The organism is Streptomyces sp. NPDC104381 (genome assembly GCF_055583745.1).
On the sequence record NZ_JBVJNK010000003.1, the window covers coordinates 689,536 to 703,909 of the forward strand.

Genomic DNA, 14,374 nt, shown 5'->3' on the forward strand with positions numbered 1-14,374 from the left:
TACGGTGGTACGGATGGCGTCCGTACGCCGTCGCAGGAGGTTGCGTGTCGTGAGCCAAGGCGATCCGGCCGCCGGGCCGGGCACGGATGAGCTGCTGAGCAGGCTCCAGTCACGGGTCGATGCCGCCCGTGGCTCCCGGGACCGGATCCACAGTCTCCTGGAAGCGGTTCTGTCGGTCGGCCGCGAGCTGGAGCTCTCGCAGGTGCTGCGCCGCATCGTCGAGGAAGCCACCGTCCTCGTGGACGCCGAGTACGGGGCGCTCGGTGTGATCGGCGAGGGGAACAGGCTCGCGGAGTTCATACCGGTGGGGGTGAGCGACGAACAGTGGGCGGCGATCGGCGCGCTGCCCGTGGGGCACGGTCTGCTGGGCGAGCTGATCCGCCACCCCGAGCCCCTCCGGCTCGCGGAGCTGTCCGAGCACCCGGCGTCGTACGGATTCCCGCCGCACCACCCGCAGATGCACTCCTTCCTGGGCGTCCCGATCCGGGTGCGGGGGCAGGTCTTCGGCAACATCTACCTCACCCAGAAGCGCGGTGCCGCCGAGTTCGACGCCGAGGACGAATCGGTGCTGCTGACCCTGGCCGTCGCCGCGGGCATCGCCATCGAGAACTCCCGGATCTACGAGGAGTCCCGCCGCCGTGAACGCTGGCTGGCCGCCGGCTCCGAGGTCACCAACAGCCTGCTGTCGGGCTCCCCCCGGGCCGAGGTGATGGCCCTCATCCTCGAACACGCCGGCGCGAACGTCCCCGCGGACCTCGCCATGATCGCGGTACCGGTGGAGGGGGCGGGCAAGCTGCGGATCGTACTGGCCACGGGTGACGACGGGGAACGGCATCACGGGGCGTTCGTGCCGGCACGGGACGGCTATCTCGGCGCGGCCTTCACCCGGCCGGGGCCGTCCGAGAGCCCCGACATCGAGAGCGACCCGCGGAGCGAGGGGGACACCGCGCGCTGGGCCGGCTTCGGACCGGCGGTGGCGGTGCCCATCGGATCGGGAACCGTCGTGCGCGGCGTACTGCTGCTCACCCGGAAGAAGAGGGGCCTCCCGTTCTCCGCGTCGGAGTCGGAGTCCCTGACCGCGTTCGCCCACCAGGCCTCGCTCGCCATGGAGCTGGCCGAACGCCGGCAGGACGCCGAACGCACGGCTCTGCTGGAGGACCGGGACCGCATCGCGCGTGACCTGCACGACCTGGCGATCCAGCGCCTGTTCGCCACCGGCATGACGCTGCAGAGCGCACAACGGTTCGTGACCCACCCGCAGGCCGAGCAGCGCCTGCGCAGGGCGGTGGACGATCTGGACGCCACGATCAAGATCATTCGCTCCACGATCTTCGGGCTCCGCACCCATGGGACCGCGGGCGCGAGCTCATCGGGCCTGCGCAGCCGGGTCGCACAGGCCGTCGAAGCGGCCGCGGCCCCTCTCGGCTTTCCGCCCGCGCTGCGCGTCGAGGGGCTCGTGGAGACCCAGGTCCCGGTGCCCCTCGCCGACCACGTGGTGGCCGTGCTCGTCGAGACGCTGAGCAACGCCGCCCGGTACGCCCGGGCCGACTCCGTCGACGTACATCTGCACAGCACAGCCGTGCGGCTCACCCTGACGGTCACCGACAACGGCGTGGGCATCCCCCGGGACGCGGTGTTCAGCGGGCTGCGCAACCTCGAGGAACGTGCCCGGGAGGCGGGAGGCAGCCTGGAGATCAGCTCGCCCGAGGGGGGTGGCACCCGGGTGGCCTGGTCGGCTCCTCCGACACCGGAGAGGAGTGCCGACCGGTCCCCGCGGTGACCGGACCGGTGCCCGTGAGGCTCTCCGGCCGGGACCGGTCGGCCCTGTCCCGGAAGGCGGCGCCGATGGGACGGTGACGACAGTGGCAAGCCGGAAAGGGCGGTGAGATCGATGTCGTCTTCACCCATGGTGACCGGTGTGGACGGGAGCGAGTCCGGTCTCCGGGCCGCGGACCGGGCGGCCGACGCGTTCGCCCTGGTGACCGGCTCCCGGGGAAGGGGCGAGACCGTCGACCATCCGCCCCTCGCCGACGGCCCCGCACACGAGCGGTCCTGCATCACGCGGACCGCCCCGTGGCCGTGGTCCCGCGCGGCGGCGTGAACGCTTCGGAGGGAGCGACGTCATGAACCGCCGATCACCCCACCGTGTGAGCGATGTGATGACACGGACGGTCGTCGCGGTGGGCCTCGACGCCCGGTTCAAGGAGATCGTGACGGCCATCGACCAGTGGCGGGTGACCGCCGTACCCGTACTGGAGGGGGAGGGGCGGGTCGTGGGAGTGGTCTCCGAGGCCGACCTGCTGCCCAAGGAGGAACTGCGTGAGGAGGACGCGACCATGATCGGCCAGAGGGACCGCCTGACGGACTACGCCAAGGCCGGAGCACTGACCGCGCGGGACCTCATGTCCTCTCCGGTCGTCACCGTCCCCCTGGACGCCACGCTTCCCGAGGCCGCCCGGCTCATGGCACGGCACGGCGTCAAGCGCCTCCCGGTCGTCGACGGGGAAAGGCTGCTCAAAGGCATCGTGAGCCGCGCCGACCTGCTCAAGGTCTTTCTGCGTACGGATGAGGAGATCGCCGAGGAGGTGCGGGAGGACGTCGTCGACCGGCTCTTTCCCGTCTCGCGCCGGAACGTCCGCGTCGAGGTGAGCGAAGGGCGCGTGGCGATCACCGGGAGCGTCAGGGACGCCTCACTGATTCCCGTCGCCGAGCGACTGGCCGGAGCGGTGGAGGGCGTGGTGGACGCGACATGCCATCTCGACGGTCCTGGGAGCGTCTGAAGCGGGGCCGTCGCTCAGCCGGCTCCCTGGGCGTCGGCTCGGACGACGACCACCGGGCACCGGGCGTGCTGGGCGCACCGCTGGCTCACCGAGCCCAGCATGGCCCGCGCGAAGCCGCCGCGTCCCCTGTTGCCGACGACGAGCAGCTCCGCACCCTCGGACGCCCTCACCAGGACTTCCGACGGATCGCCCTGGACCAGCAGTTCGCGCACCTCGGCGGGCTTGACCTCGCCGAACACGCCGCGGATGCCCTCGGTGAAGCGGAGCCGGGCCCGCTCCAGGTCGAAGCCCGCCTCGGTGGCAGGGCCCGCCCAGCCGATCTCCGAGGGCGTGTCCCAGGCGCACACCGCCTCGACCACGGCTCCGGTGAGCTGCGCGTGCTGCGCCGCCCAGCGCAGGGCCTCCTGGGAGGCGCTGGAACCGTCCACTCCGACCACGACGCGGGGGGTGACTTCCGTATCGCTGCCCATGACCGCCTCATCATTCGTCCGAGTACATCTCCGTCCACAGTGCCCGGGCTCCCTGGGCCACGCCAGCGGAACACAGCCGTGGTGCGGTGCCGACCATCCGTACCTAGCGTGAACTGACGGCGGTTCCCCGCCCGGTCACCGCTGCCCGCGGCGATGGCCGCCGCCGTCCGACAGCAGGAAGGTGAACCGACATGGCCGACCGACCGCAGAAGGACCCGCACGAGACCCCGCCGGTGGGTGACATCGGCAGACGTGTGGCCGCGCGCCGGGAGTACCTGGGACTGTCCCGCAGGGACCTGGCCCTCCGCACCGCCTCCGCACCCGGTTACATCGAGTACGTGGAGACGAAGCCGGGCTCCCACGGCATGGGATTCATGGTGCGTCTGGCCAACGCGCTCGAGACGACGGTCGAGGAACTCACCGGGGGAACGGTCGATCTGCCCCCGGGCGCCGGCCGCGCGGCGTACCACCCGGAGCTGGTGGAGCTCGGCCTGGAGGAGTGCTGGGAGCTGGTCGGGACCCACGGGGTGGGCCGGGTGGTCGTCAGCGACGGACAGGGCCCGGCGGTCTTCCCCGTCAACTACCTCTCCACCGGGGAGGAGATCGCCTACCGGACCGCACCCGGCTCCGGTCCGGCGGACGCGGCGGGGCACGAGACGGCCTTCGAGGTGGACCACATCGACGAAGCCTTCAGCCGGGGATGGAGCGTGCTGCTCGTGGGGGAGGCACGGGCGGTGACGGAGCCGGAGGACGTACAGAAGTTCGAGGCGGCACACGCGTCCACCTTGCCGTGGGCCGGCGGGGAGCGGGACCTGTGGATCGCGGTGACACCCGGCAAGGTGACCGGCCGCCGCATCGTGGTCCGCGAGGGCTGACGCCGCACTCCCGGCCGGCGGCACCGTTGTTCACGGGAATCGGCGGCCCACGCCCTCCGCGCCCACGGACGTCAGGACTGTCGGAGGAACGAGAAGCGCGCTGCGGCCTCGGCGGGAGCAACCCCTTGCCGGCGTCCGGGGACATCGTGGACGGCGTACGCGCCCTCGGAGCGCAGTCGGTCGGTCCCGCCGTGCCGGGCCATGGCCGCGGCACAGGCGCGGACGCCGGCGGCGGTGACGTCGGTGCGGCCACGCTCCGCGTGCTGCTGGAGGAGAGCGCCGAGGCCCGGGTCGAATCGCAGCATCGTCACCGGGGCGTCGAAGCGCCCGGCGATGGCGAGGAGACGGGCGCGCGAGGGTGGAGTGATGTTCGTGGACTCGGCGACGGCTGTCCGTCCGCAGGCGAGCCGGGCGACGATCCTTCGGTCGCGTTCGGCGAAGATACGAGCGTCCGCCGCGTCGCTCTCCGCCTCTGCGGGCGAGGTGCCGAAGAGCTCCGCGCGGATCTCGTCGCTGGACACCACGACGTCCTCGTCGATCCGCCCGTGCGCGATCAGGGCGCGTACGAAGCTGGTCTTGCCGGAAGCCGGCGGTCCGACGAGAACCACGAGTCCCGCCGGCACCAGGTTCGGCCCGGGACGGGCCGAGGTGTGACGCCCGAGGCGGGGGCCGTCCTCGCCGGGCGGACGGGCATGGGCAGAGCCCGGACCCAGGGGCGCCGGGGCGGGATCGCCGTCGGTCGGCTTCAGTTCGCACATACGGCGACTCTCCGCGCTTCACCGTCGGCCCCGCAATCGGATATGTCATTCGTGCGGAGTCGCGCCGGCCGGTAGGTTTTCTCCCCACCGGGCAACGGCGGGACGGGACTGTACGGAAGAGAGGCTGCCGTGGCGCGCACCCTGACGGACATCGCCCAGGACCCTGCTTGCCTGACGCGCCGTCTGACAGCTCATGACGGTTCGGCTCTCGTCCTCCGCCCCCTGACACACGCCGACACGGCGCACCTGGCCCGGTTCCTCGATGCCCTGTCCTCCGCGTCGAGGCGGTTCAGTACGTTCGACGGGTACGACCTGGCGACCGCACGGGAGCTGTGTGACGCGATCGCGCGCCACGACAAACTCCGGCTGGTCGTCGAGGACGTATCGTCCGGCAGGATCGTCGGGCTCATCGAGTTCAGCCTCGATCTCACTCCGGCGGACATCGCGCGCTACCGGGAAGCGGGCGTCCACCTCACCGGGGCGACCGACTGCCGCTTCGGCGCCACACTGGCCGACGACCATCAGGACCGGGGGCTGGGGACGCTCGTCCTCCCGTCGGTCATGGAGACCGTACGGCTGCTCGGCAGGACGAGGATCATCCTGTGGGGCGGTGTCCGCGCCGACAACCCGCGGGCCATCCGCTACTACGAGAAGAACGGATTCCAGCGGGTCGGCCGCTTCACCGAGGCGGACGGCTCCGCGTCGCTGGACATGATGCTGGACCTGCGCACCGTGCCGGGCCCGGCACGGCCCGAGACGACACCGCATCCGGAAGAAGGCCGCGGGGACGGGGCCACCTAGGACGTGTTGTGAGAGTCCCGCCTGCCCGGCGGGCGGACGGCGCTACTTTCAGAACACGCCCTGGTCGATCTCCAGCACCTCGCTCACCGCTCGGCGCGGCGTCGGCTCGACCGGCGGTCCGTAGCCCAGCCGGAGAAGCATCTGAGGGAACGCCGACGTGGTGGGCGCGTGAGGATCCCGCAGAAGCCAGCGCAGGTCGGACCGTTCGAGCGCCTGCGAGTTGAGGGAGGTGGACAGCCCGTCCAGTGTCGCCCGCAGGAGCACCCGTTCCAGCGCCTGGCCGGCGGTCAGCCAGTCCTGCGCACGGTCCTGAGGCGTTCCGATCACCGCGAGGCAGGGGGACTGCTCGAAGTCCGCCGACCGGCGATCGGGGACCGGGCGTCCCAAGGCGAAGTCCCGCACCGGCGCCCGGCCGCCGTGAGACCGTGGGCCGAAGGCCTCGGCCGGTATCCCCGCGGAGTCATCGGCCCCGGACCCCGTCCACCGGGCGATCTCGTCACGGACGCCCGGCGACAGCGACTCGTCCTGCTCCGCGTCCCTGGCCACGTCGACCACCGCGTCGACCTCCCACTCGCCGAGCACGGACAGGCCCGCGCCCTCGGCCCGCGCCGCACCCATGAGGCCGGCGAGCAGCTCTTCGGGGACCGGCTCGCCCGCCTCGTCCTCGGCGAACGACACGGTGGCCACCAGCACGGGATCGGCCGGGTCGGGCAGCAGCCGCACATGGGCCGGCCATCCGGCGCGCGCGGCCGCCACCCGGAGATTGAACAGCGCGGCACCGCAGCCGATGTGCATGCCACGCCCTGAAGGATCCGTACGGGGCATCGACCGCGTCGTGTCCGTACGCAACTGGAGGACGCCGGTCGCCGGAGCGTAACGGAACCTCCACGGCTGGGCGTTGTGCATCGACGGCGCCATGGCGGCGGCCTCGACCCACGCCGTCACCGACGCGGCATCAGCGGTTCGAGCAGGCATCAGGGCTCCTTCCTCGGCCGGTCGTCCGGAGGGCCGGCGTCCGGGCCAGCCCATGCGCCGCGCCGTTCCCCGACGCCCTCCTCCAGACGGCGACGCACGTCCGACGTGAGTGCCGAGAGCCGGGCCGAGACAGCGGCGACGGGGGGCTCCGGGTCCTCGATCCGGAGCGCGTGCCGAGGGACGGCGGCCAGGTCCTCGGCGAACCGGTCGTGCGCGGCGGCGAGCGTGTCCGGCGGGCCGGTGCGGCGGCCTCCGGCCATGACCGTGCGCAGCAACGGCTCCCGGCCGCCGGTCACTTCCTCGTCGGCCAGGACGATCACATCGTCGACGCCGTCGCCACGCAGGACCTGCTTGCGTCCCGGCGCGGTCACCTTGGACGCGGAGAGTTTCATGACCGGCCGCCCGTCGTACTCGACCAGCTTGTAGGCGGAGTCCAGATACGGGGCGTCGGCGGAGGTGCCCACCTTGGTCCCGACGGCGTACACATCGATGGGTGCTCCGGTGCGCACCAGGTGGTCGACGTGGTATTCGTCGAGACCACCGCTGGCGATGATCGCGACCTCCGGCAGTCCCGCTCCGTCCAGGATCGCGCGGGAGCGGCGGGCGAGCTCCGCCAGGTCGCCGCTGTCCAGCCGGATCGCCGAACCGGCACCACGGCCCAGGGTGTTGAGCACACGGGCCGCGGTCACCACGCCGTCCTCCGTGTCGTAGGTGTCGACCAGGAAGGTCACCGGCCCCGCACGGCTGCGCGCGTACGCCAGGAACGCGGCCTCCTCGTCGCCGAACGCCTCGATGTACGAGTGCGCCATCGTGCCGGAGGCACGCAGGCGCCACTTCAGCGAGGCGGCGACGTTGCTGGTGCCGGCGAACCCGACCATCGCGCCGACCCGGGCCGTCTGCATTCCCGCCTCCGGCCCGTGCCCCCGGCGGAGGGAGAAGTCGACGACGGGGCGGCCCTTCGCGGCCAGCACACAGCGGGCCGCCTTGGAGGCCACCGTCGTCTGGTGGCTGACCTGACCCAGCAGCCAGGTCTCCACGAGCTGCGCCTGCGGCAGCGGGGCCGTGACCTCGAGCAGCGGTTCTCCGGGCAGGACCATCCGTCCTTCCGGCACCGCCCTGACCTCACCGTCGAAGCCGAGGCCGACGAGCGGACCGGCGTCGTCCGGCGAGCACCCGAGAGCCGCGGCGAAGTCCTCGGCGTCCTGCGGGGTGACACGGAAGTCGGTCAGGAAGTCGAGCACCGGCTCCAGCCCCGCGCTCACGAGGAAGCCGCGCCCGGGAGGCAGATCGCGTACGAAGAGGCTGAACGTGGCGTCCCGCGTCATCCCTTCCCGCAGATACGAGAGGGCCATCGACGCTTCGTAGAGATCCGTGACCGTGGCGTGCGACATGCCGCTCACCGTTTCCTCCCGCGTGACGGGGCCGCCGTCCCGGAACCGGGGCCTCCGCGTGCACGACCAGCGTTTCCCGGAGCGGGACCGGCGAGAAGGGCCGAGTGGGGCACGTTCGGGAATCCGTGCCACAGGGGTCTTCAGGGACCTTCGGCCCCTGGACGTGACCGCCGTGGCCCTGCCACCCGCGCGTCCGTGACGGGACCCTCGGAGACGAGCCCATGCGATCGAGCCCATGCGATGAGGAGCGGATATGAGCACCGAGGGACAGATCGTCGTAGGCATCGACGGTTCGGACCATGCCGGGTCCGCCGTGTCGTGGGCGGCCGCCCAGGCCGACGCGGGCCGGCAGGAACTGTGCGTCCTGTACGCGGCCGACCTCGACCGGATCTCCCGGTTCGCCTCCTTCGAAACGGTGGAGAGCGTCAAGGAGAAGGGGCACGAGCTGCTCGACGGGACGGCGGAAGCGGTGCAGGAGCGCTATCCCTCCCTCGACATCACCCGGAGCCTCAGCCGCAAGGAGCCGGTCTCCGCTCTGCACGACGCGGCCGGCCGCCGGGGCCGTATCGTCGTGGGGAGCCGGGGGCGGGGCGGTTTCGGCGCGCTTCTGCTCGGTTCGGTCGGCCTCGGGGTGGTGACGGGGGCCGCCGTTCCCGTCGTGGTCGTGCGCGGAGAGTCCGCCTGGTCGGGGACCGGGCGCGTCACGGCGGCGGTCCGGGGCGCCACGGACAGGGACTGGCTGGAAGCCGCCGCACGGGAGGCGCGGCTCCGGAAGTCGAGCCTGAACCTCCTGGGGGTCAGGAGCATCCTGGCGCGGGCGGTCGGCACCCGGCGCCTGCCCGACCCGGAGAAGGACGCCGACCGTCGGCACGAACAGGAGATCGAGGACCTCGCGCAGAGCCTCCGTGAGGGGTTCCCGGGCACCACCGTCTCCTGCGGGGTGGAGACAGGCAGATCCGCGGCGGCCGTACTCGTGGAGGCGAGCCGCGACTGCGATCTCGTGGTCGTGGGCGGGCGCCGGGAGCAGGACCATGTGAGGGCGGCGCCGGGCCGGGTCGCCCACGCCCTGCTGCACCACGCCCACTGTCCCGTGGAGATCGTGCCCCGGGGCGTGACCGAGGAGGTGGCGTGACCGCCTTCGACGCCGACCAGCAGATCGTGGTCGGCGTGGACCCGCTGGATCCCTCGGTGCCCACGCTGGCCTGGGCGGCGGACGAGGCCGAGCGCAGAAGCGTGCCGCTGCGGCTGGTGCTCGCGGTCCCGCCGGGCCACGACACCCAGCACGTGGACGCGTCACCGCAGCATCTCTCCCTGCAGGCGCGGGGCCGGGATGCGCTGTCCGCCGCGAGCGAGACGGTCTTCCGCCTCACCCCGGACGCGCATGTGGTGACCGAACTCGTCGACGGGCCACCCGCGGTGGTGCTCTGCCGCCGTACGACCGGCCCCACCCGCCTCGTCGTGGTCGGCTCACGCGGGCTCAGCCGCGCGGCCGAGATCCTCGGCACCCGGTCGGTGGCGGCGCCCCTCACCGCACAGGCGCACTGCCCCGTCGTCGTCGTGAGATCACCGGAACACACGGCTCGCCAGCCCGCTCAGCTGGTCGTCGGCGTGGACGGCAGCGAGTCCTCCCGCGAGGCCGTACGTTTCGCGTTCGAGGAGGCGGCGCTGCGGCACGCCTCCGTGCACGCGGTGTGGGTGTGGCCGCGTCCCGTGATCGAGCCGGCGGGGGAGAGCGGACGGGAGGAACGCACACGTCTGCTCGCGGAAACCGTCGCCGGGGCCTCCGTACGGCACCCGGGCGTGGACGTGACACAGGAGGTACGCCGAGGGCATCCCGTGGAGGAACTCGCCCGGGTCTCCTCGGCCGCGCTCGCCGTCGTCGTGGGGAGGCGCGGCCACGGGGGCTACACCGGGATGCGACTCGGCTCGGTGGCCCACGGACTCCTGCACCGGGCCGAATGCCCGGTGATCACCGTTCCCGGCTGACCGGCGTGATCACCGTTCCCGGCTGACCGGCGGCAGACGCGGCGGCCCCCGGGCGGGCGAACCTCCGGATCGCGCGGGTTCACCGGCGCGCGGCCCGCCCGGCGGCCGGGATCACCGTCCGCACGCCGCGCTCGGGCACGCCGGATCCGCCTGAACCCACCCCGCTGGGGATCACGCTCCGGCGTCGGACGGCCTCCCCGGGCCCAGGTCGAGGCGGATGTCCACGACGCCCTCCACCGCCCGTACCGCGCGAGCGACGAGCGGGACCAGCGCCCGGTCGGAGAGGGCACCGCCCAGGGTCACCACTCCGTCGGACACCCGTACGTCGATGCCGGAGGCGGCTGGGAGCCCGGAGAGCACGGTGCGTGCCTCGGCGGCGATGTCGTCGTCGGAGCGCAGGAAGACCTTCAGCAGGTCACCCCTGCTGATGACACCCCGCAGGAGTCCGCCGCTGTCGACCACCGGCAGGCGCTTGACGCGCCGCCGCGCCATGATCCGGGCCGCTTCGGCCACGGTGGCGTCCGCGTGCACGGTGACGGCGGGGCTCGACATGAGCTGCTCCGCGTACAGGGCGTCGGCCTTCGCGATGTCCGCGAACGGCGGGTCACCCGGTACGGATCCGGCGGTGGGACGGTTCTCCTCCTTGGGCAGGAGGTCCGCCTCCGAGACCACCCCGACGACACGCCCGTCGCCCGCGAGCACGGGCAGCGCGCTCACCTTCCACTGGTGCATGAGGGAGACGATGTCCTTGTACGAGGCCCGGCCGCCCACGGCGACCGCGGCCCTGGTCATCAGATCGCTCACGGTGTGGGGTGAGGTCGTCATCACGGGCTCTCCTGGCGGGGCGGACGCGGGCCCGCCCCGCGTCGCCGGTCGGGACTCAGACACGTCGGCTCCATTCCGGTTCCACTCTGCTCCACTCCGTCTCCCAGTCGGCCGTACGCCGCCGGTTGCACATGACCCGGATCCCCAGCCCGGCCACCACCCCGGCGCCCACGGTGACGGCCGCGATCCCGCCGCCCGCCACCAGCGCCTCCGCCCAGGCCTCCCGGTCCCCGGCGGGCGCGGTCGTGACACGGCCCCGGTGATCCAGCCACACGTCCGTCCGCTCCCCACGCTCGGTGCCCGGGGCGACCATCGCCTTCCCCGTGACTCGGCCGCCGTCGGCATCGGTCCAGCGGACCGGCACCTGGACGCGTGCGGAACGGCCCGACTCGTCCGACCAGGGCGACGACGTGGCGGCGTTCCGCAGGACCAGGGCGCGTACGAGATGCCGGTCGGCCCGCTGTTCGGCGGCGACCGACCGTTCGCGATCCAGGGCGGCCCAGCCGTGTGCCACACCGATCGCCGAGGCACAGACGAGAACCAGGACGGAGAGGACGAGGAACAGCCGTACCTCGATGACGTCGATCCCCCGGCGCAGGGGATGCGTTCGCCACCGCCGGCTTCCGATCGCAGCGGACATGGGTGCACAGCCTTTCGGGCCATGGTCCGGTCTCGGCGGCCGCCCCGGTGCCCCGTTCCGCGACAGCGGTCATCCGCCTCCGCCCGGGATCCGGGGGCCGGTCGCCTCCCTACCGAGTCTCCGCACTCCCGCGCGGGCGCAGAAGGGCCGTCCGACGCATCGGGGAGGGCCGACCGGTCCCTCGTCCACGTCTTCGCCGGCAGGGGAATCGCCCCGTGCCCGCCGGGAGGGGGACCGGATGTCCCGGAGGACTACCCCCTCCGTCTTTCGAAGGGGGCGCCGTACGGACGGAGACTGGGAGTGCTGCGGGCCAGCCGTCGGCCGGCGTCGGAGAGGGAGTGAGCACCGTGCACGCATTCGTCTACCACGGCCCGGGCGAGGGACGCTGGGAATCCGTCGACGACCCGGGGATCGAGCACCCTGCCGACGCCCTCGTGAGGGTCGAGGCGGCCACGGTCTGCGCGGGCGACCTGCACACCCTGCGGGGAGAGATCGGCGGGGTGAGGCCCGGCACGGTCCTGGGACACGAGGCCGTCGGCGAGATCGTGGACGTCGGACCCGAGGTCCACGCCGTGGTCCCGGGCGACGAGGTGATCCTCTCGTCCATCTCCGCCTGCGGTCAGTGCCCGCCGTGCAGGGAAGGTGCGTACGGCCGGTGCACGCAGGGTGGCGGGTGGCTGCTGGGGCACGAGGTGAACGGCACCCAGGCGGAACTCGTCCGGGTCCCCTTCGCGGACCATTCGACCCACAAGCTTCCCTACACCCTGGACAGGAGCACAGCCGTCCTGTTCTCCGAAGTGGTGCCCGCCGCCTTCGAGCTCGGCGTGCGCAACGGGAAGGTCGGTCCCGGTGCCGTCGTCGTCGTGGTGGGCGCGGGCCCCGTGGGCCTGGCCGCTCTGGTCGTCGCCGGGATGTTCAGCCCTTCCAGGATCATCGCGGTCGACCTGTCGCCCCGCCGCCTGGAGGTCGCCGGCGGTCTGGGAGCCGATGCCGCGGAGCTCCCCGGCCGGCTGATAGCGGAACTGTCGGAAGGCCCCGGCGCCGACGTGGTCATCGAGGCGGCGGGAACTCCCGACAGCTTCAGCCTGTGCACCGGGGCCGTGCGCGACGGCGGCCACATCGCCAACATCGGCATGCACGATTCCGCGGTCACCCTGCACCTCGAGAACCTGTGGCGCAAGAACGTCACCATCAGTACGGGCCAGGTCGACGCGTCGTCCACGCACTGGCTCCTCGAAACGCTCACGCCCCAGCAACTGGAGCGCCTCTCGCGGCTCATCACCGGTGAGCTCGGCCTCGCCCGGACGGCCGAGGCCTACGACGCCCTGGCCACCGGTGTCGACACGGGCGCGCTGCGGACGGTTCTCCAGCCGGCGTAGGGGCGTGCGACGAGAGTCCCGCCCGCTCCCCGGGCAGCGCGCCCGTGCCGCGCTACGGCAGGTTCCCCGTCCCGAAGTACGCCCTGCACACCGTCCCGTCGAAGTCGGTGGCGATCTGCAGCACCTGCCTGCCGTCCGCCGAGGGCAGCAGCGGCGAGCTGTAGTTCTGGCAGTAGTTCACCTCCGGGTCCGGCACGGTCACCGGCGCGGCGATCGCGGACCAGGCCCCCGCGCCGTTCTGCGAGTTGACCAGGACCGTACGGCCGCTGCCTGCGGCGGGCGTGCCGTCCCGGTTCAGCAGGCGCTGCCCGACCAGCAGGATGCGTCCGTCGGATCCGCCGCCCGGAGCGGGCGCCCAGGCGATGGTGGGAGCGGCGCGGAAGTACCGGCCGTCGGCGGTCTCGGGCCGGATGCCCAGCCCGGCCGGGTCTCCCCAGTTCCAGCCGTCGGCGGACGTCCGGTAGTGCACCACGCACTGGTACTGCCCGCCGGGATTGCAGATCTCGTAACTCATGAAGTAGGTGCCGTTCGGCAGTCGGCGGACCACGGGCATACCCGGCCGGTCGGGCTCCCAGCCGCTCGCCACGACGTTGTGGTGCCCCTCCCAGTGCACTCCGTCGTAGCTGCGCGCCGCGACGAGCTTCTGGCTGTGCGCGGGGTCGGTCTCATCGGCGTAGTGGCAGACCAGCGCACCGTCGGCGGCCACCGAGAACTCCGGCTCCCACAGGCCGCCCGTCCCGCCCGCGACCGCGCACGAGGACAGGTAGGACCAGCTGGCTCCTATGTCGTCGCTCCGCCAGATCCGCAGCGCCATACGGCGGTCGGTCTCGTCCTGGCCGGCGGAGGACGCCCACAGCAGCGTGCCGGCCCGCAGCGCGCCCACCTGCTGCGGCAGTTCGAACAGGGTGGTGCAGCAGAGGCCCTGGCCGGCCGCCGACTCCGGGTCGGTGACCCTGCCGACCTCGTGGAAGGTCGCCCCCGAGTCCGTGCTCTCGTGAATGGCGCCGATGCCGTTGTTGCCGTCGAAGCTGACGACGCTCGCCAGGACACGCCCGTTGGCCGACCCGTTGTGGGCCAGGCGGATGGCCCGCGGATACAGGGCCGTACCGTCCCGCAACGGGGTCCCGGTGGCCAGGGCGGAGGACACACCGGCCGTGCCGGTGCCGGTTGCCGTGGCGGTGGCCGAGGTGGTCAGCAGCAGGCCGAGTACGCCGGTCAGGGCCAGTACGAGGACCTGTGTGCGGCGGCCGGCGGACCGACGGCCGGGCCTGCGGCGACCGCCGGGACTCTGGTCGGGGCCGGCGCCGCGGCGCCGGCCGAAGGCATGCGAAAGAGACAGGATCACGGTCGTGTTCCTTCCGGGGCAGGTGGATTGCGCGTCAGGCTAGAGCCGGATGTACATCGATGTAAATAGACGGGACGTCAGTCCTCGGACACGGAGGACATGGAACGGACCTGGCGCCGCGTCAGCCGTGACGAGCACCCCACGCCTCC

At 72.7% G+C, this 14,374-nt stretch carries 15 protein-coding genes; 8 read left to right on the top strand and 7 right to left on the bottom strand.

Annotated features, from left to right (window positions below; translation table 11 throughout):
* Nucleotides 1–49 precede the first annotated feature (49 nt).
* From ACZ607_RS12490 to ACZ607_RS12500, 3 genes are all read left to right on the top strand, one after another.
* Nucleotides 50–1,780 (top strand): sensor histidine kinase, encoded by a 1,731-nt coding sequence (locus ACZ607_RS12490; protein WP_469734510.1) that lies wholly within the window; start codon nucleotides 50–52, stop codon nucleotides 1,778–1,780.
* Between the two features lie 111 nt (nucleotides 1,781–1,891).
* Nucleotides 1,892–2,101, top strand: a complete 210-nt coding sequence (locus ACZ607_RS12495; protein WP_469734512.1) for a hypothetical protein — start codon at nucleotides 1,892–1,894, stop codon at nucleotides 2,099–2,101.
* Between the two features lie 22 nt (nucleotides 2,102–2,123).
* Complete coding sequence (locus ACZ607_RS12500; protein WP_469734514.1) at nucleotides 2,124–2,780, top strand: CBS domain-containing protein; 657 nt, start codon at nucleotides 2,124–2,126, stop codon at nucleotides 2,778–2,780.
* Between the two features lie 14 nt (nucleotides 2,781–2,794).
* On the opposite strand, the gene ACZ607_RS12505 is transcribed toward ACZ607_RS12500, so the two are convergent.
* Nucleotides 2,795–3,250: a universal stress protein gene (locus ACZ607_RS12505; protein ID WP_469734516.1), complete on the bottom strand. Its 456-nt coding sequence runs from the start codon at nucleotides 3,248–3,250 to the stop codon at nucleotides 2,795–2,797.
* A gap of 191 nt (nucleotides 3,251–3,441) precedes the next feature.
* Here ACZ607_RS12505 and ACZ607_RS12510 point away from each other — a divergent pair, with 191 nt between their 5' ends.
* Complete coding sequence (locus tag ACZ607_RS12510; RefSeq protein ID WP_469734518.1) at nucleotides 3,442–4,125, top strand: helix-turn-helix domain-containing protein; 684 nt, start codon at nucleotides 3,442–3,444, stop codon at nucleotides 4,123–4,125.
* A 71-nt stretch (nucleotides 4,126–4,196) separates the two neighbouring features.
* On the opposite strand, the gene ACZ607_RS12515 is transcribed toward ACZ607_RS12510, so the two are convergent.
* Entirely contained in the window at nucleotides 4,197–4,883 is a 687-nt protein-coding gene (locus tag ACZ607_RS12515) for an AAA family ATPase (RefSeq protein WP_469734521.1), read from the bottom strand.
* 129 nt (nucleotides 4,884–5,012) lie between these two features.
* On the opposite strand from ACZ607_RS12515, the gene ACZ607_RS12520 reads away from it, so the two are divergent.
* Complete coding sequence (locus ACZ607_RS12520; RefSeq protein ID WP_469734523.1) at nucleotides 5,013–5,684, top strand: GNAT family N-acetyltransferase; 672 nt, start codon at nucleotides 5,013–5,015, stop codon at nucleotides 5,682–5,684.
* A gap of 48 nt (nucleotides 5,685–5,732) precedes the next feature.
* On the opposite strand, the gene ACZ607_RS12525 is transcribed toward ACZ607_RS12520, so the two are convergent.
* Together ACZ607_RS12525 and ACZ607_RS12530 are read right to left on the bottom strand one after the other, a co-directional pair.
* On the bottom strand, nucleotides 5,733–6,659 hold the full coding sequence (locus tag ACZ607_RS12525) for a nitroreductase family protein (protein ID WP_469734525.1): 927 nt from the start codon (nucleotides 6,657–6,659) through the stop codon (nucleotides 5,733–5,735).
* Entirely contained in the window at nucleotides 6,659–8,050 is a 1,392-nt protein-coding gene (locus ACZ607_RS12530; RefSeq protein ID WP_469734527.1) for a nicotinate phosphoribosyltransferase, read from the bottom strand. Before ACZ607_RS12530 ends, ACZ607_RS12525 begins: the two co-directional genes overlap by 1 nt.
* A gap of 253 nt (nucleotides 8,051–8,303) precedes the next feature.
* Between ACZ607_RS12530 and ACZ607_RS12535 the strand changes: the two genes are divergently transcribed.
* Together ACZ607_RS12535 and ACZ607_RS12540 are read left to right on the top strand one after the other, a co-directional pair.
* Entirely contained in the window at nucleotides 8,304–9,182 is an 879-nt protein-coding gene (locus ACZ607_RS12535; RefSeq protein ID WP_469734529.1) for a universal stress protein, read from the top strand.
* Nucleotides 9,179–10,036 (top strand): universal stress protein, encoded by an 858-nt coding sequence (locus ACZ607_RS12540; protein WP_469734531.1) that lies wholly within the window; start codon nucleotides 9,179–9,181, stop codon nucleotides 10,034–10,036. Before ACZ607_RS12535 ends, ACZ607_RS12540 begins: the two co-directional genes overlap by 4 nt.
* A gap of 171 nt (nucleotides 10,037–10,207) precedes the next feature.
* On the opposite strand, the gene ACZ607_RS12545 is transcribed toward ACZ607_RS12540, so the two are convergent.
* Complete coding sequence (locus ACZ607_RS12545) at nucleotides 10,208–10,861, bottom strand: CBS domain-containing protein (protein ID WP_469734533.1); 654 nt, start codon at nucleotides 10,859–10,861, stop codon at nucleotides 10,208–10,210.
* 55 nt (nucleotides 10,862–10,916) lie between these two features.
* Nucleotides 10,917–11,501, bottom strand: a complete 585-nt coding sequence (locus ACZ607_RS12550; protein WP_469734535.1) for an Rv1733c family protein — start codon at nucleotides 11,499–11,501, stop codon at nucleotides 10,917–10,919.
* A gap of 347 nt (nucleotides 11,502–11,848) precedes the next feature.
* Here ACZ607_RS12550 and ACZ607_RS12555 point away from each other — a divergent pair, with 347 nt between their 5' ends.
* A complete protein-coding gene (locus tag ACZ607_RS12555) occupies nucleotides 11,849–12,880 on the top strand; it encodes an alcohol dehydrogenase catalytic domain-containing protein (RefSeq protein WP_469734537.1) in 1,032 nt (343 codons plus the stop codon).
* 52 nt (nucleotides 12,881–12,932) lie between these two features.
* On the opposite strand, the gene ACZ607_RS12560 is transcribed toward ACZ607_RS12555, so the two are convergent.
* Nucleotides 12,933–14,225, bottom strand: coding sequence for a sialidase family protein (locus ACZ607_RS12560; protein ID WP_469734539.1), 1,293 nt, complete (start codon nucleotides 14,223–14,225; stop codon nucleotides 12,933–12,935).
* Between the last annotated feature and the right edge of the window lie 149 nt (nucleotides 14,226–14,374).